Consider the following 16,517-nt stretch of genomic DNA (forward strand, 5'->3'; position numbering starts at 1 on the left):
TTTGTTAATTTTAAAATACTACAAATAGGGGTTTTATAGATGGTTGAAAGATATGCTAGAGAAGAGATGAGCTCAAAGTGGACACAACAAGCTAGATATGCAGCATGGCTAGAAGTTGAAAAAGCAGCTGTAAAAGCTTGGAATAAAATCGGGTTAATTCCAGATGAAGATGCAGAGAAGATTGTTAAGAATGCAACTTTTTCAGTTGAAAGAATTGAAGAAATCGAAGCTGTTACTAAACACGATTTAATTGCATTTAATACAAGTGTTTCAGAATCATTAGGTGAAGAATCAAGATGGTTCCACTACGGTATGACTTCTTCTGATGCAGTTGATACTGGTGTTGCAATCCAAATGAGAGATTCATTAAAGCTAATTATCAAAGATGTTAAAATGCTTATGAAATCTATCAAAAAAAGAGCTAAAGAGCACAAATATACTCTTATGGTAGGAAGATCTCATGGTATTCATGGAGAACCTATTACTTTTGGTTTAACTCTTGCTGTTTGGTATGATGAAATGAAAAGACACTTAGAGAACTTAAAACAAACTCTTAAAGTTATCTCTGTTGGTCAAATCTCTGGTGCAATGGGTAACTTCGCACACGCTCCTTTAGAATTAGAAGAGTATGCAATGAAAGAATTAGGTTTAAAACCTGAGCCTTGTTCAAACCAAGTTGTACATAGAGATAGATATGCAAGACTTGCAACTGCTTTAGCTTCTATGGCTTCAACTATTGAAAAATTCGCTGTTCAAGTAAGACACTTACAAAGAACAGAAGTTTACGAATGTGAAGAGTATTTTGCAAAAGGTCAAAAAGGTTCTTCTGCAATGCCTCACAAAAGAAATCCAATCTTAACTGAGAATATTACAGGACTTGCTAGATCTATTAGAGCTCACGCAGTACCAGCAATGGAAAATGTAGCTTTATGGCATGAAAGAGATATTTCTCACTCATCAAGCGAAAGATTCTGGTTACCAGATGCATTTATTACATCTGATTTCATGTTACACAGAATGAACAATGTTATTGCAAACTTAACTGTAATGCCTGAAAACATGATGAAAAACTTAAACTTAACTGGTGGATTAGTATTCTCTCAAAGAGTATTATTAGAGTTACCACTTCAAGGTGTTTCAAGAGAAGATGCATATAGAATCGTTCAAAGAAATGCAATGAAAGTTTGGGGAGAAATCCAACAAGGTAAAGCAACAACAAACAAAAAAGGTGAATCTTTATACTTAGGTCACTTATTAGCTGACGATGAATTAAGAAAATCATTATCAGAAGAACAAATTAGAGAATGTTTTAATTTTGAATATTACACTAAAAACGTAAGTGCAATTTTCAAAAGAGTTTTTAAATAATATTAGTAACTAAAAAATTTTAATAAATACAACAAAATATAAATAATAGAAGGTAATATAATATGGCAATTATGATCGAAAAAAGAAATGGTCGAAAAGAAGTTTTAGATATCACTAAAATTCAAAAGATGACTATTGAAGCTACAGAGGGTTTATCTGGGGTATCTCAAAGTGAATTAGAACTTGATTCACAAATCAAATTTATTGATGGTATGAAAAGTGCAGATGTTCAAGATGCATTAATTAAAACAGCAGTAGAAAAAATTGATATCGATGTTCCAAATTGGACTTTTGCTGCAGCTAGATTATATTTATTCGACCTTTATCATAGAGTTGGAAAAGAAACTCATGGTATCAAAGGCGAGCCATATTGCCATCTAAAAGATTATTTAAAGTATGGAAAAGATGCAGGAAGATTAATTCCTAATCTTGGAGAAGGATACGATCTTGACGAGCTTAATGATCATATGGATCCTTCAAGAGATTATCTTTTCAATTACTTAGGAATCAAAACTTTATACGATAGATACCTAATCAAAAATAAAGCTGGTAACCCTATTGAGTTACCACAGCAAATGTTCATGGCTATTGCTATGTTCCTTGCACAGGATGAAGAAGATAAACAAACAAGAGCAAAAGAGTTCTATGATGTAGTTTCTAAATTTGAAGTAATGTTAGCAACGCCTACATTATCAAATGCTAGAACTAATAGACACCAATTATCATCTTGTTATATTGGATCTACTCCTGATAATATTGAAGGTATTTTCGATTCTTACCATGAGATGGCTTTATTATCTAAATATGGTGGAGGAATTGGTTGGGATTGGAACCAAGTTAGAGCTTTAGGTGGTGTTATTGATGACCATAAAAGTGCTGCTGGTGGAACAGTTCCATTCTTAAAAATCACAAATGATGTTGCTTTAGCAGTTGACCAACTAGGTACTAGAAAAGGTGCAATTGCAGTTTACGTTGAGCCATGGCATATGGATATCGTTGACTTTATCGACCTTAAGAAGAACTCTGGGGAAGAAAGACGTAGAGCACATGATTTATTCCCTTCATTATGGATTACAGACCTTTTCATGGAAAGAATCTTAAGCGATTCTCACTGGACTTTATTTGACCCTTATGAAGTAAAAGATTTATCTGAACTTCACGGTGATGCATTTAGAGCTAGATATGAAGAATACGAAAGAGATGACTCTGTAAGTAAAGACAGAATCAAAGCAAAAGATTTATGGAAGAAAATATTAACATCATATTTTGAATCTGGAAGTCCATTCCTATGTTTCAAAGATAATGCAAATAGAGCTAATCCAAACTCTCATGTAGGGCATATTAGATCTTCAAACCTTTGTACTGAGATTTTCCAAAATACAAACCCTAACCACTACAAAATCAAATTAGAATTTGTTGATGGTTCATTCAAAACTTATGAAGAGACTGAACTAATAGTAGTTGACGGTGGTATTACGAAAAAAGCAAACAAAGTAACTGCTTTAGATTCTATTGGTGGAAAGAAAGTATTCATCGTAGAAAAAGAGAAAATTGATGGAGATACGGCAGTTTGTAACTTAGCTTCTGTAAACTTATCTAGAATTAGCTCAAAAGAGGATATTGAAAGAGTAGTTCCAATTGCAGTTAGAATGCTTGACAATGTAATTGATTTAAACTTCTACCCTCTTAGAAAAGTAAAAGCTACAAACTTAAAATCAAGATCAATTGGTCTTGGTGTTATGGGTGAAGCTCAAATGTTAGCGGAACAACAAATTCACTGGGGAAGCCAAGAGCACTTCAAGAAGATTGACCAAGTAATGGAAGCGATTTCATACAATGCGATTAATTCATCTTCTGATTTAGCTGTTGAAAAAGGTATTTACCCAACATTTGATGGTTCTAAATGGTCTGAGGGTATTATGCCTCACGATCACGCACCTCAAGCTGTAAATGCATTATTAAATAAAGACTTATTTGATGGTGGATATGACTGGGATGTATTAAGAGCTAAAGTAAAAGAAAATGGTATGAGAAATGGTTACTTAATGGCTGTTGCTCCTACTTCATCTATCTCTATTCTTGTTGGTACTACTCAAGCAATTGAGCCAGTATATAAAAGAAAATGGTTTGAAGAGAACTTATCAGGATTAATTCCTGTTGTTGTTCCTAACTTAAGCCCAGAGACTTGGTCTTATTATAAACCATCTTTTGAGGTTGACCAATTAGACTTAATTAAAGCGGCTTCAATTAGACAAAAATGGATTGACCAAGGTCAGTCTACAAATATCTTCATGAGCTTAGATAAAGCAAGTGGTAAACACTTACATGAAATCTATACATTAGCATGGCAACTGGGATTAAAATCGACTTATTACCTAAGATCACAATCTCCAGAAGCTAATAATGATGTAGAAGATAGAAGTATGGAATGTTCAGGTTGTCAGTAAGACAGCTTGTATTCCAATACAAACAATCAAAAAATACTAATAAAATATATAAATAAACAGAGGAAATCCCATGGATAGAAAAGAAATATACAACCCCGACTCACAAGAATCATTAAACGATAGAAGAATCTTTGGTGGAGACAGTGATGGAATGATTAACTTCACTAGAATGAAGTACCAGTGGGCCTTAAATTTATGGGATACAATGGAAGCTAATACTTGGTTCCCTAAAGAAGTACAAATGACTGGTGATGCAAAAGATTACAAATTCTTAACTGCACCAGAGAAAAGAATGTATGACTTAGTTTTATCTCAATTAATTTTCATGGATTCATTACAAACAAACAACTTAATGGATAACATCAACCCATATATCACAGCTCCTGAAGTAAATGCTTGTTTATCAAGACAATCCTACGAAGAAGCTAACCACTCTAAATCATACGCTGTTATGGTAGAGTCAATCTCTGATAACACAGATGAAATCTACGATATGTGGAAAACAGATGCTCAATTAAGAGAAAAAAACAACTATATTGCAGATGTATATAAAAACCTTGCAGGTGATATTACAGATGAAAAAATTGTTCTTGCATTATTTGCTAACCAAATCTTAGAGGGATTATACTTCTATGCTGGTTTTGCTGCTATGTATGCACTTGGAAAATCAGGGAAAATGCTTGGTTCTTCTCAAATGATTAGATTTATTCAAAGAGATGAAGTAACTCACTTACTTTTATTCCAAAACATGATTAACTCTACTAGAAAAGAGAGACCAGAATTATTTACTCCTGAGTTAGAAGCAACTGTAAGAGGTATGTTTAGAAAAGCTGTAGATATGGAAGCTTCATGGGGAGCATATATTACTCAGGGTCAAATCCTTGGATTTACAGATGCAATTATTAGACAATATATTGAATACCTAGCAGATAGAAGACTTGAAGCAGTAGGATATAAACCAGAATATAATGTAAAACACCCTATTCCATGGGTTGATGGTTATAGTTCATTCAATGACCAAAGAACAAACTTCTTCGAAGGTAACGTAGTAAACTATTCAAAAGGTTCAATCGACTTCGACGATTTCTAAAAAAGAGTTTTTCTAACAGCTCTTTTTCTCAAAGAGAGTGTAAACACAGGGAAATTTCTGCGTTATCTCAGAAATTTTCATACTCATCTACTCCAGTAGGCTCCTATAAAAATTTCCACTCTTGCCTTGAACTTCCTCAAAAATACCTATTATAAAAACTCTTTTTTAATTCCTATATACAAAATGAAATAAAAATAAGGTTAAATTTATATACAAAATGAAATAAATATTTAAATTTAAATAAAAGGTAACATAATTTGAATTTATGAAGTATTTTTTAGATATAATATCACTAATATTTAATTGTTGAGTGTAACTTTTAGATATAAATAAAAATAAGGAGTTTTGATGTTTTCTATTAAAATTAAAGTAATTATAAATAAAAAGTAGCACTTTAATAAATATTTGAAATTAATTATTAAGGTGCACTTCTTTTGTAGTTACTGGAATTATGCCATTCTTAATATTAAAACTTCGAATATTTAAAAAACTATTTTTTTCTTTTTAGTGTTGTTATTGCATTATATTGTAAGAACTAATCTATGTTAGTCAATGTATGAAACAGTAACAGGGGAGTGATTAATTCCCCCTTTTATTAATATAGCTTAGTCGCAAAGACTAGGCATATTAAAAGTAATACTGTTAACTTAAAATACATGTCATTCCTTTTATTGACACTCCCACCCATCACTACCCACAAGCTAAAAAAAAAGGCAAGAGGAAAAACCTCTTGCCTTCGGTGTCATTTTTTCAGGTAATCACTCCTGATAGAATGAACATGTATTTAAGTTAGTGTAATGTTAACAGAAAAATAAAACTTTGTCAATAAGTAATTTTAAATATTATTAAAATATTACAAAATCTAAAAGTAATTATAAATTCTATATAATCATCACAACATAATTAATTATCTAACTTAGGAGAGAGAGTGAGAAATATATTTATTATAGGAATAATAGTAGTAGCTTTAGGCTATATGGTTGTAATTCAAGTAGATAAATACAACAGTATAAAAGAACAAAACAAAAAAGTCCAACAACAAAAATAGTGTTGTACTTTTTTACTTCTATTTAAAACTTATATACAAACTCATCGCTAGAATAGCCATGCACTGAATCATGTGCTTTTATAATCACCCTATCCAATTCCTTTGGTATTTTAACTCCTGATAGACTTCTTGTAAAAGGCTGTTCCTTTACATGTGGATGATGTAGAGTTCTTTTTGCTATTAGTTTATTATTTGGTGTATAGATTTCCCATTTATTTGCAAAATGATCCCATCCTGTATCTTTATGTTTTAGTGTCACATTAAAGCTACATACTCTTTGTTCAGAGCAATTTGCTTTTACTTTGATGATTTGTACTTCATTTGCAAAAAGAGTGCTTATAGAAGCTAGTAGGCTTATTAACAGTACATTTTTTATCATCTGTTTATCCTTATATATTATTTTTATTGAAAGTATTGATAAATAGAAAAAACTAAAACTAGTCCTACTACTAACATACCTTTCATAATCAGTTGATCTCTCAATTTTTATCCTTTTTATATCTGCATTATATATAAAAAAGATATGTGTTTATTTAAACTCCAAGTCTTCGTTGTGGTAGTACTCATTTATTCCATTAAAACCTTGTAAAAAATATAAGAAATGATTTACTTCTATTATTTCTTCTTCGCTTATTTTGCCTTTCATACTAGGCATTGTGTCAAAATGTCTTATTACACCTTCTAGGCAGATTGTTTTGCTTTTGTCAGGATTATATAAATAGTCTATTAAAAAATCAGCAGTTTCTTCTATTTGGAATTCTATATCGTCTATATTTCCTATTTGACTTTTTAGTCTATATGATATTTCATTTCCAGTCGGGGCTTTTAGATTTAGTAGTTTATTGTCTTTTTCTATGAAGTTATGCATTAGTAAGCCTATATCCATAGACTTTTCATGACAGGAACTACATTTATTATCAAAAACCATTTCCCCTATTTTATATTTTTCTTTTTCAAATTCTACGGGAGGTTCGGCAAACAAAGCGCTAATACAGGCAATTATCAAAATTATCGTTTTCATACTATCTCCTTTATAAAATTCTAGCACAAAAATAATGTATATAAGTATTAATTCTTTTAAATACAAGTAAATTACTATATTATGAATAATCAAGCATGAAAAACTTACAATACATTTTTATATAAAAATTAGGATTTATTATGACATTACAAGAACAAGTTAAAGATTTTTTAGACAAGCAATTAGTTGATTTTACAAACTTTAGATATGAAATAGAAGTAGATGGCGAGGATTTATACGTAAATTTTAGTGAAATCTTAGGGGAACAAGTAGAAAAAGAGTGTGCTTTCAAAATTATTAAAGATACTTTATATTTTCACTCAACTACTTATGGTTGGAAAGCCGTTACAAAAGGCAGTGCAAACAAGTTTTTCTGGATAGATATAATATCTCAATAAAAGACTATAAAAACATTGTAATCAATTTGAAATGAACTATTTTTATAATACTTCAATCACTTCAAAAGGATAATTAATGTTTGATTTAGAAAATATCAAGTTTATAGGTCTTTGTGCAGGTATTTATTCTCTAGGCACTGCTGCTTCGTTTTTAGTTATTATCTAAAAACCCAAAAGAGCTTCGGCTCTTTTGTAATTATTTTGAAACCAAAGCAAAATATAATTCTTCCTAGAAAAAGGAAGTATATGACAACAAATCAATTTTTTAAACAACTATCTTTATATATTGCAATCTGCACACTTAATATCTTATCTCTTACAATAATCGTATTAAATTAACTTCGTTATAACTAAAAACAATAGTATTTTCTAGTTTTTTGATAAAATATTTCAAAGGAAAACCATGATTACTATAAATAGATTAGACCATTTAGTTTTGACTGTAAAAGACTTAGATAAAACTATTGATTTTTATACAAGAGTTTTAGGAATGGAAAAAGAGATTTTCAAAGGCTCTAGAATTGCCCTAAAATATGGAAATCAAAAAATTAATCTACATGAATTAGGCAATGAATTTGAACCAAAAGCTTACAAAGTTCAAGCAGGAAGTGCCGATTTGTGTTTTATTATAAACACAGATATTAATAAAGCAAAAACTTACATAGAATCACTTGGAATAAAAATAGAAGAAGGAATAGTAGCCCGAACTGGCACTATGGGTGAGATAGAATCTCTTTATCTTCGAGATCCTGATATGAATTTGATTGAGCTTTCAAACTACAAATAAATCAAAGAAATTCTTTGATTTATTCAAAAATTATTGGTAATACTGAAGCTATTAATAAAACTGCCATAATGATATTTAGTTTTTTTACTGAACTTTCATTTTTTATAAACTTTTTTAAAACTACTCCCCCAAATGCCCACGAATTAGCTGAGATAATAGATGATAAGAAATATATAAAAGCTATAGTAATTACTTGCAAGTAGCTGTTTTCATTTGCTGTTACAAAAATAGAAATAGCTGTAATTGCCATAATCCAAGCTTTTGGATTTACCCATTGGAATATTGCTGCTTGAAAAAAAGTAAAAGGTTCACTTTTTTGACCTTTATTTACTTCATAAGCACTAGTATTATTTGCAATTTTAAAAGCCATCCAAAATAGATATAAAATACCTACAATTTTTAATATAGATAAAATAACTGGAAACTTCTCAAAAATTACGCCCATTCCTAAACCAACAAGAACAACCATAAAGGGAAAACCAACTATTATACCGCTCATGTGGGGAATTGTCTTTTTATAACCAAAGGTAAGACCAGAAGATAAAAGCATAATATTATTAGGTCCTGGTGTTGTTACAGTTGATATAGTAAAAGTAGCAATTGATATTATCATTGCCACAGTATAAAACTCTTCCATTTTTTCTCCTTTTTTAATATTTGACCAATTTTATCAATAAAGAAATATTTATTCTTCACTTATAGTGTCTATAAAGTTATCTATTTTTGTTAATTCTATTTACTTTTTATGTTAATATTATTGTCATAAAGGAAGATTATGCAAAAAAAATCTACTCATAACTTACATATGCAAATAGCAAATGATACGATGTATTATATTTATGAACATATTGATACAGATATAAATATTGATGATTTAGCTTTGAAATTTAATATTAGTAAACACCATTTTCATAAGATATTTAAAGAGCAGATGGGCATTAATATTTATGAAACTATAAAATCAAATAGATTGCAAAAAGCTTCAAATTTACTACTTACAAATAAATTCTCAACAATTACACAAATTGCTAATATGTGTGGATATAGCTCTCAAACTTCTTTTATTAGAGCTTTTAAACATAGATTTAATCAAACCCCAAAGCAGTGGAGAAATGGTGGATATAAAGAATATTCAACACAGATTTTAAGAAACTCGGAATTATCTTTTTATGAAAAACCAAACTTTGATGATATTGATGTAAAAATTGTAAAAACAAAAGCAAGACCTGCTTATTATATTAGACATAAAGGTTACAAAGTTAAAGAAGCCAAAAAAATTTGGCAAAAATTACAAGCTTGGAAATATACCAATAATATCAATGACTATGAGGAAATTGGTATTTATCATGACAACCCTGCTATTACACCCCATGATGAATGTTTTTATGTGGCAGCAGTAATTCCTAAAGATGATTCAGGTTTAGAAAATACTAATCTTCCTCATTTTTATATGCCAGAATCTTTATATGCAACTTTTGATATTACGGGAAAGATTGGAGATGTATTGAGGTTCATACAATGGGCATATCATGAGTGGTTACCAAGTAGTGGTTTTGAAACTACAACAAACCCTTCTTATGCAATATTCTCAAAAAACCAATTTTTAGAGGAAGATGAGCAGTTTAAAGCTACATATTATTTACCAATTAGATATACCTAAGATAGTGTAAGTAATCTTGCTATAAAAACCTTGACTTATGAATAATAAATGTGTTATATTCTTCTCTTGACTATTTAGTCAGCTAAGAGGGAGAGCAAGATGTCACTATTTTTTATAATATTATTAAAAATATTTCCATTGTATATAAATATTGTTTTAGGGTATTTATCAACTAAGTTTTTAGATGTAAAACGAGAATCAATTGCAAGTATTTTAATATATATACTTGGGCCAATTGTAGTATTCTCTGCAACACTTAATGTTAAGATTGATTTATCTATTCTTTTTTTACCTGTATTTTTATATATATTTGGTTCAATTGTTGCTTTTTTAGCTCTATTTATATTTGGAAAATCATGGAATGACCCTACGGGAAATATTCTAGCCTTTAGTGCAGGAACTGGAAATACGGGGTATTTTGGTATTCCTTTGGCGATTATATTTTTTCCACCTTATTTAGCTGATATTTATATTTTTACAGTTTTAGCTTCATTACTTTATGAAAGTACAACTGGTTTTTATGTTACTGCAAAAGGAAACTTTACAGTAAAACAATCAATTCAAAAGATGTTAAAACTACCAATTTTATATGCCTTTATCTTAGGAGTTATTTGTAACTTAATAGGTGTTCAGATTCCAGAGGCTATTGCTGCTTATACAGGGCAGTTCAAAGGTGCTTATGGAATTCTAGGAATGATGATGCTTGGAATGGGACTTATTGGTTTACAAAAAGGTAGTGATTTAGATGCTAAATTTATCTCTATTACTTTTATCTTGAAGTTTATTTTCTGGCCATTGGCAATACTTGCTGTAATTTACGCAGATAAAGAGTACTTTATGTTCTTAAATGAAGATTTATATAAAGTTTTATTCTTATTCTCAATTGTACCACTTGCCGGAAATATGGTAACTTTAGCAGTTTTATTAAATGCAAAACCTGAAAAGGCCAGCTTTACTGTAATACTTAGTACTATAGTTTCTGTTATTTATATTCCAGTAGTTTTAGCTTTATATGGAGGCTTTTAACTTGAGTAAATTTACTCAAGTTAATTAAAATTATCTTTGATTTTCTCTAGTAATTTACATACTAGTTCTTTTTCTTTTTTTGTGAAGTTTTCATAAGTAATATCTAGAAGTTTTTTTGAGATATTTCCCATTACTATTGGTTTAGTATCTAAACCTTTTTGTGTTAGTTTTACCATAGTACTTCTACTATCATTTTCATTTTTGAACTTTTCTAATAACTCTAACTTTTCTAGTTTATTTACTAAAGCAGTTACTGTTGACTTATCTTTGTTTATTGAAGCTGTTATTTTATTCATAGGAACACCATCTTCATGTTCGTATAAATGTACTAAAATATCACCATGAGAAGGGGCTAGCCCTTCTAAGTTGTGTTTTTTTAACTCTTCAACAATAAGTTTGTTAGAACTATTATGAATACTTGCTATTGTTGCAATTATTGCATTTGTATTTGGCATAAATATCTATTCCTCTTCAAATCATTGCTAAAATCATAACCACTCTTTGATTAAAGTGTATTTTACTACCTAAAACTTACCATTAGAATTTTGTCTTTTTTCTTCTACTAGAATCTCTTCGATTGTATCCCAATGCTCAACAATTTTGCCATTTTCAACTCTAAATAGATCATAGAATGAATGGTCTTTACCATGCCATTTACCTTGGCTTACTGTTAATACAAAATTACCCTCACCTAATACTTTATGAGTTTTTTCATAAACAAACATATCATTGATTGATATTAGATATTTGATTGCTTCTCCTAAGCCATCTAATCCATCTTTCACAAAAGGATTGTGTTGATTGTATTTCTCACTTGAAATATATTCAGTGATTTTACTTGGGTTTTTACCATGTAATACGTCATTTACGAAGTTAGTAACTAATTCTTTGTTCTCTTTAGTTTTATCTAAATCTTTTACTTCAATAGCTCCATCAATTTGTGATCTTCCGCTTGCTGTTTTTTCTACAATTTCTTGTAAGTTATCCCAATGCTCAACGATTTTGCCATCTTCAAATCTAAAAATATCAAAACCAATTTTAGGTCCAAAGAAATTATATTTTGTATGTGCAAAGACGAAATCTCCATCTTTGAATACTCTTACTACTTTAGCTTTTGCACTTCCCTTTGGTAATGTTTGCATAAGTTCACCAAATCCTGCTAGGCCATCTTTTACGTGTAGATTGTGTTGGATATATTTATTTGGGTTTATGTAAGACACTGGTTTTGGGTCACCTGATTCTATTGAGTGTAATAACTCAACTACTTTTTGTTTTTCTGTATTCATACTATTCTCCTGTACTTGTTTGTTAGCTAATGCGCATCCTGAAAAAACAGTAGCAGCTAAAATAGATGCTAAAAGTGTTTTTGTATTTATAAGTTTCATAATTAACCTTTTTGTTTATTATAGTTTGATATCAAACTAAATATATGAAGAATTATAGTTTGATATCAAACTAATGTCAAGGGCTTTTAAAATAAATTTTCAAAATTTCTTGACAAAAACATATTTTTTATATTATACTTCGACAAGTATCAAACTATAAAAGAGTAATATGGATTCAAAAGAATTAGCAAAAATATTCAAAGCCTTATCAAATGAAAATAGACTTGAAATATATAAAGAGATAGCAAAATTAGAAAATGTAGACTATGAACAAAAATGTGAATGTTCTATTTCTGAACTGTTATCATGCCTAAAAATAGGCGCTCCAACTATTTCTCACCATTTAAAAGAGTTGTCAAATGCAGATTTGATTACTACTGAAAAAAATGGTAAATTTTTAATGGCTCATATAAATAAAGAGACTTTAGAAAAAATAAAAAGTTTTATTGATTTAGACTAAAAAATTGAGCCAAGAAACTTGGCTTTTTTTGTTTATACACTTCGATACTTATCAAAATGTAAAAGGAATAACTTGAAAACAAAATATAAAAATTCTCATATAGAATATAAAGTAAAATTTAAAGAAGGTCTATCAATAATAGCTTCTATGATAAAAGAAAAATCAAAAGAATCAAAACCAAAACAAAAGAACTCAATTCCTGTAAAAGCTTTAAATAAAGCAGATATAGAAAATATGAAAGATTATAGTGTTGTTCGTTTTGGGCACTCTACTTTGCTTTTTAAAATAGAAAATGAGTTTATATTAACAGACCCCGTATTTTCAAAAAGAGCTTCACCTTTTTCTTTTATGGGACCAAAAAGATTCCATGAAACACCTATTAATATTGAAGATTTACCAAATATCAAATCAGTGATAATTTCCCATGACCATTATGATCACTTAGATAAACAAAGTATTATCAAACTAAGAGACAAAGTAGAGACTTTTTATACAACTTTAGAAGTTGGACAACATCTTATGAGATTTGGAGTTCCTAGACGTAAAATAGTAGAGCTTGATTGGTGGGAGAGTAAAGAAAAAGATTCAATAGAATTTGTTTGTACTCCTGCTCAACACTTCTCTGGAAGGAGTTTATTTGATAGGGATAAAACACTTTGGTCTTCATGGGTTATAAAAGCACCAAAAGGAAAGTTTTATTTTGGTGCTGATGGGGGATATTTTGAGGGTTTCAAAGAAATAGCTTTTAATCATGGGCCTTTTGATATGACTTTTCTAGAAGTTGGAGCTTATAATGATAAGTGGAGAGATATTCATATGATGCCAGAAGATGGAATACAAGCCCATGAGGACTTAAAAGGAAAAGTATTATTCCCAATTCATAATGGTACTTTTGATTTGTCCCTACATGCTTGGTATGAACCATTTGATAGAATCAGTGACTTAGCAAAACAAAAAGAAGTAGATATTAGGTTTCCAATAATGGGAGAGGCTATTTCATTGTTAGAATATAGTCCTACTTCTAAATGGTGGGAGAAATAAAAATAAGGCTTAAGAAGCCTTATTCTTTGGTGGTAAAGTGTCTATATACTCTTCAATAGCTACTGCTACTTTTTTAGAGAAGTTTACTGCTTCTACAACAGTTCTAGCACCTGTTACAACATCTCCTGAGGCAAATACCCCTTCTCTTGCTGTTCGTCCATCTTTATCACTCTCTAAAAGACCATTTTCTCCTAGACTTAATCCTGCATTGTTTTTTACGATTAAATCTCTTGCTGTTTGAGAAATAGCAATTAGTATTGAATCAGCATCTTCAAAGCCTTGAGTTTTTTCTTCATCAGGATTAGTTGTTTCGTACTTAATACCTTCTTCTGTGAACTCTAAAGGAGATTTAAATAGATTGAACTTTACACCATCAATTTTGGCATGTTCTTTCTCTATTCTCTCTGCTGGCATTTGTTCTTCATCTTTTCTATACATTACTTGAACTTCATGTGCTCCGCTTCTTATAGCAGTTCTAGCAACATCCATAGCAACATTTCCAGCCCCAACAACAACAACTTTTTTACCTAAGTTATATGATTTTGGAGTTTTTAGATAATCAATAGCAAAATGTACATTTCCTAAACTCTCACCTTTAATTCCAAGTTTTTTAGGTCTCCAAACACCAGTTCCAATAAATATTGCATCAAAACCATCTCTTTGAAGATCACATAGAGTAATGTTTTTTCCAATCATGCTATTTTTTTTGATTTTTACGCCGATTTTTAAAAGCTTTTCTTCAATAGTATCTAGAATAGTTTTATCAAGTCTAAAATCAGGAATACCAAATCTTAATACTCCCCCTATTTTTTCTTGAGCTTCAAACATAGTTACATTGTAACCTTTCATTGCCATAATCATTGCAAGTGAAATTCCAGCAGGCCCTGAACCAATAATGGCAATATTTCTTCCATTTTGTTCTGGTTTTTCAAATTCTTTGTAATTCATGTAATAAGTTGAGATGTAATTTTCAATTCCACCAACATTTACGGGAGTATGTTTTTTGTTTAAAACACAGTGACCCTCACAATGTTTTTCATGTGGACAAACAAGAGAACAAATAATAGATAATGGATTATTATTAAAAACTTTTTCACCAGCTTCTTTGATGTCCCCTGCTAAGAAAAGACGTATCATCTCCGCAATAGGGGTATTTACTGGACACCATTTTTGACATTTTGGCTTCTTACAGTCTAGACAAGTTTGTGCAGAATTTATAATATGTTGCATTAAAAACCTTTAATAAATGAATTTTTATTCACTATTATAACAAGTTTTTAAAACTATTATATTAACTTGAATCAATAAAATTAAAGTTTTAATTTAAGTTGAAATTAATAAATTTCATTATTTGTACATGTTACAGTCATTTTTTATGTTATTTATATATAATACTAGCTTTAATATACATATTAATTACAAGGGGTTAAAATGTCTTTAGGTAAGAAGATTTTATTTTTGTTTATTTTATTAATTTCTTTAATTATTTACACCCTTATGAACTTTGATTATAAAAATAACATCACCCCAAATACAAACGAAGATAGCTTCTCTTTTGATGCTTCTCATATTACAAAATATACAAATGAAATATTAGTTAAATTTAACTCTATGAAAGAAGAACTATTAAAATCTTCAGGAATGGAAGAAGAGCAAAAAACTCTTGAAGAACCTCTTGAAATTGTTACAGAAGTAGTAGAAAAACCTCAAGCTTCAAAAACAGAAGATTTAAGTGATAACTTAGATGAAGTAAAAGAAATTCAAAAAATAGAAGTAGAAAATCCACAAAAAATACTAGAAAGTAGTGAAAATACTCTAGAATCTAGTACAAATGAAGAAATAGTAGAAGAAAGTGAAATAATTGAACCTATAACTAATTCAATTGAAAACACAAAGAAGCTACAATCTATGATAAATGACGTTTTAAATGAGAACAAAATCATATTTAAAAGACGAAGTGTTAAAGTTACAGATGCCTCAAATATTGCTTTAAAAAAAGTAGCACAAATTCTAAAAGATAATGACTTCTTAAATATTGAAGTTGCAGGACATACAGATTCAAGAGGTAAAGCATCTTTAAATAAAAGATTATCTCAACAAAGAGCAAATAGTGTAAGAGCTATTCTTATATCTTTAGGTATAGATAAAAACAGATTAAAAGCTGTTGGTTATGGTGAAAAGTTCCCAATTGCAAAAGATGATAAAGATGGTTTATCAGAAATAAATAGACGAGTTGAAATTAATATTATTGAGGAGAAGAAGTAATGATTGAAGTAGCTTCACTTATTGTTGTAAATTTGCTAATAGCAGCCTTTATAGGGATCTTAATAGGTTTCTTTTTAGGGAGAGCTACAAAAGTATCATATACTCCTCCTGTAGATAATACAGACTCAATGGACGAATCTAAGATACCAACTTCAAATGCTAGAAAAAATAGTATAAACCCAATTTTTAGAAAGAATTCAAGTGTAGACAATAAACCACTTATTCTAAGTAGCCCTAGACAATCAGGTAAAGATAACTTGAAAAAGATCAAAGGTATTAACGAGCAAACAGAAATTGATTTAAATGCATTAGGAATCTTTCATTTTGATCAGATTTCAAAATGGACAAATAAGAATGCAGATTGGATTGAAGAGTTTCTTCAGATATCAGGTTGTATCAAAAAATTTCAGTGGATTGATCAAGCTAGAATTTTAGAGTCGGGAAAAGAGACTGTATACAGTCAAAAAATTGAAAATAATGAAATTATTGGAGATGAAAACTAGGATAAATCCTAGTTTTAA

The 16,517-nt window shown here is 29.7% G+C and carries 17 protein-coding genes; 11 read left to right on the forward strand and 6 right to left on the reverse strand.

Annotation, left to right across the window (positions count from 1 at the left end; all coding sequences use genetic code 11):
- Positions 1-39: 39 nt before the first annotated feature.
- The 3 genes from purB (at position 40) to ALEK_RS00075 (ending at position 4,905) form a co-directional block, all read left to right on the forward strand.
- Positions 40-1,368, forward strand: a complete 1,329-nt coding sequence (gene purB, locus ALEK_RS00065; RefSeq protein WP_071626552.1) for an adenylosuccinate lyase — start codon at positions 40-42, stop codon at positions 1,366-1,368.
- 62 nt (positions 1,369-1,430) lie between these two features.
- Positions 1,431-3,815, forward strand: coding sequence for a ribonucleoside-diphosphate reductase subunit alpha (locus ALEK_RS00070; protein ID WP_071626553.1), 2,385 nt, complete (start codon positions 1,431-1,433; stop codon positions 3,813-3,815).
- Between the two features lie 70 nt (positions 3,816-3,885).
- A complete protein-coding gene (locus tag ALEK_RS00075) occupies positions 3,886-4,905 on the forward strand; it encodes a ribonucleotide-diphosphate reductase subunit beta (RefSeq protein ID WP_071626554.1) in 1,020 nt (339 codons plus the stop codon).
- Positions 4,906-5,975: 1,070 nt separating this feature from the next.
- On the opposite strand, the gene ALEK_RS00080 is transcribed toward ALEK_RS00075, so the two are convergent.
- Positions 5,976-6,332, reverse strand: coding sequence for a hypothetical protein (locus ALEK_RS00080; protein WP_071626555.1), 357 nt, complete (start codon positions 6,330-6,332; stop codon positions 5,976-5,978).
- A gap of 150 nt (positions 6,333-6,482) precedes the next feature.
- Positions 6,483-6,974: a hypothetical protein gene (locus tag ALEK_RS00085; protein ID WP_071626556.1), complete on the reverse strand. Its 492-nt coding sequence runs from the start codon at positions 6,972-6,974 to the stop codon at positions 6,483-6,485.
- Positions 6,975-7,114: 140 nt separating this feature from the next.
- On the opposite strand from ALEK_RS00085, the gene ALEK_RS00090 reads away from it, so the two are divergent.
- Together ALEK_RS00090 and ALEK_RS00095 are read left to right on the forward strand one after the other, a co-directional pair.
- A complete protein-coding gene (locus ALEK_RS00090) occupies positions 7,115-7,372 on the forward strand; it encodes a hypothetical protein (protein ID WP_071626557.1) in 258 nt (85 codons plus the stop codon).
- A gap of 403 nt (positions 7,373-7,775) precedes the next feature.
- Complete coding sequence (locus tag ALEK_RS00095; RefSeq protein WP_071626558.1) at positions 7,776-8,159, forward strand: VOC family protein; 384 nt, start codon at positions 7,776-7,778, stop codon at positions 8,157-8,159.
- Between the two features lie 19 nt (positions 8,160-8,178).
- Here the strand turns inward: ALEK_RS00095 and ALEK_RS00100 are convergent, their stop codons facing one another.
- Entirely contained in the window at positions 8,179-8,796 is a 618-nt protein-coding gene (locus ALEK_RS00100; protein WP_083574627.1) for a LysE family translocator, read from the reverse strand.
- 138 nt (positions 8,797-8,934) lie between these two features.
- Here ALEK_RS00100 and ALEK_RS00105 point away from each other — a divergent pair, with 138 nt between their 5' ends.
- A complete protein-coding gene (locus ALEK_RS00105) occupies positions 8,935-9,819 on the forward strand; it encodes an AraC family transcriptional regulator (RefSeq protein WP_071626559.1) in 885 nt (294 codons plus the stop codon).
- 99 nt (positions 9,820-9,918) lie between these two features.
- Entirely contained in the window at positions 9,919-10,845 is a 927-nt protein-coding gene (locus tag ALEK_RS00110) for an AEC family transporter (RefSeq protein WP_071626560.1), read from the forward strand.
- A gap of 20 nt (positions 10,846-10,865) precedes the next feature.
- On the opposite strand, the gene ALEK_RS00115 is transcribed toward ALEK_RS00110, so the two are convergent.
- Together ALEK_RS00115 and ALEK_RS00120 are read right to left on the reverse strand one after the other, a co-directional pair.
- The gene (locus ALEK_RS00115) at positions 10,866-11,300 is read right to left on the reverse strand and encodes a MarR family winged helix-turn-helix transcriptional regulator (protein ID WP_071626561.1); all 435 of its coding nucleotides are present in this window, start codon (positions 11,298-11,300) and stop codon (positions 10,866-10,868) included.
- A 69-nt stretch (positions 11,301-11,369) separates the two neighbouring features.
- A complete protein-coding gene (locus tag ALEK_RS00120; RefSeq protein WP_071626562.1) occupies positions 11,370-12,230 on the reverse strand; it encodes a nuclear transport factor 2 family protein in 861 nt (286 codons plus the stop codon).
- A gap of 169 nt (positions 12,231-12,399) precedes the next feature.
- Between ALEK_RS00120 and ALEK_RS00125 the strand changes: the two genes are divergently transcribed.
- Positions 12,400-12,690: an ArsR/SmtB family transcription factor gene (locus ALEK_RS00125; protein WP_071626563.1), complete on the forward strand. Its 291-nt coding sequence runs from the start codon at positions 12,400-12,402 to the stop codon at positions 12,688-12,690.
- A 72-nt stretch (positions 12,691-12,762) separates the two neighbouring features.
- A complete protein-coding gene (locus ALEK_RS00130) occupies positions 12,763-13,731 on the forward strand; it encodes an MBL fold metallo-hydrolase (protein WP_071626564.1) in 969 nt (322 codons plus the stop codon).
- 9 nt (positions 13,732-13,740) lie between these two features.
- Here ALEK_RS00130 and ALEK_RS00135 read toward each other — a convergent pair whose 3' ends face one another.
- Positions 13,741-14,961: an NAD(P)-dependent oxidoreductase gene (locus ALEK_RS00135; protein ID WP_071626565.1), complete on the reverse strand. Its 1,221-nt coding sequence runs from the start codon at positions 14,959-14,961 to the stop codon at positions 13,741-13,743.
- A gap of 201 nt (positions 14,962-15,162) precedes the next feature.
- On the opposite strand from ALEK_RS00135, the gene ALEK_RS00140 reads away from it, so the two are divergent.
- Both ALEK_RS00140 and ALEK_RS00145 read left to right on the forward strand, forming a co-directional pair.
- Positions 15,163-15,996 (forward strand): OmpA family protein, encoded by an 834-nt coding sequence (locus tag ALEK_RS00140; RefSeq protein ID WP_071626566.1) that lies wholly within the window; start codon positions 15,163-15,165, stop codon positions 15,994-15,996.
- A complete protein-coding gene (locus ALEK_RS00145; RefSeq protein WP_071626567.1) occupies positions 15,996-16,499 on the forward strand; it encodes a hypothetical protein in 504 nt (167 codons plus the stop codon). Before ALEK_RS00140 ends, ALEK_RS00145 begins: the two co-directional genes overlap by 1 nt.
- Positions 16,500-16,517: the final 18 nt, after the last annotated feature.

Origin of the sequence: Poseidonibacter lekithochrous, assembly GCF_013283835.1 — a bacterium.
Classification (GTDB): Bacteria; Campylobacterota; Campylobacteria; order Campylobacterales; family Arcobacteraceae; genus Poseidonibacter; species Poseidonibacter lekithochrous.

Excerpts from the sequence above, each read along its gene's own strand:
- purB (WP_071626552.1), top strand. The coding sequence starts at position 40 with ATGGTTGAAAGATATGCTAGAGAAGAGATGAGCTCAAAGTGGACACAA.
- ALEK_RS00070 (WP_071626553.1), top strand. The coding sequence starts at position 1,431 with ATGGCAATTATGATCGAAAAAAGAAATGGTCGAAAAGAAGTTTTAGAT.
- ALEK_RS00075 (WP_071626554.1), top strand. The coding sequence starts at position 3,886 with ATGGATAGAAAAGAAATATACAACCCCGACTCACAAGAATCATTAAAC.
- ALEK_RS00080 (WP_071626555.1), bottom strand. The coding sequence starts at position 6,332 with ATGATAAAAAATGTACTGTTAATAAGCCTACTAGCTTCTATAAGCACT.
- ALEK_RS00085 (WP_071626556.1), bottom strand. The coding sequence starts at position 6,974 with ATGAAAACGATAATTTTGATAATTGCCTGTATTAGCGCTTTGTTTGCC.
- ALEK_RS00090 (WP_071626557.1), top strand. The coding sequence starts at position 7,115 with ATGACATTACAAGAACAAGTTAAAGATTTTTTAGACAAGCAATTAGTT.
- ALEK_RS00095 (WP_071626558.1), top strand. The coding sequence starts at position 7,776 with ATGATTACTATAAATAGATTAGACCATTTAGTTTTGACTGTAAAAGAC.
- ALEK_RS00100 (WP_083574627.1), bottom strand. The coding sequence starts at position 8,796 with ATGGAAGAGTTTTATACTGTGGCAATGATAATATCAATTGCTACTTTT.
- ALEK_RS00105 (WP_071626559.1), top strand. The coding sequence starts at position 8,935 with ATGCAAAAAAAATCTACTCATAACTTACATATGCAAATAGCAAATGAT.
- ALEK_RS00110 (WP_071626560.1), top strand. The coding sequence starts at position 9,919 with ATGTCACTATTTTTTATAATATTATTAAAAATATTTCCATTGTATATA.
- ALEK_RS00115 (WP_071626561.1), bottom strand. The coding sequence starts at position 11,300 with ATGCCAAATACAAATGCAATAATTGCAACAATAGCAAGTATTCATAAT.
- ALEK_RS00120 (WP_071626562.1), bottom strand. The coding sequence starts at position 12,230 with ATGAAACTTATAAATACAAAAACACTTTTAGCATCTATTTTAGCTGCT.
- ALEK_RS00125 (WP_071626563.1), top strand. The coding sequence starts at position 12,400 with ATGGATTCAAAAGAATTAGCAAAAATATTCAAAGCCTTATCAAATGAA.
- ALEK_RS00135 (WP_071626565.1), bottom strand. The coding sequence starts at position 14,961 with ATGCAACATATTATAAATTCTGCACAAACTTGTCTAGACTGTAAGAAG.
- ALEK_RS00140 (WP_071626566.1), top strand. The coding sequence starts at position 15,163 with ATGTCTTTAGGTAAGAAGATTTTATTTTTGTTTATTTTATTAATTTCT.
- ALEK_RS00145 (WP_071626567.1), top strand. The coding sequence starts at position 15,996 with ATGATTGAAGTAGCTTCACTTATTGTTGTAAATTTGCTAATAGCAGCC.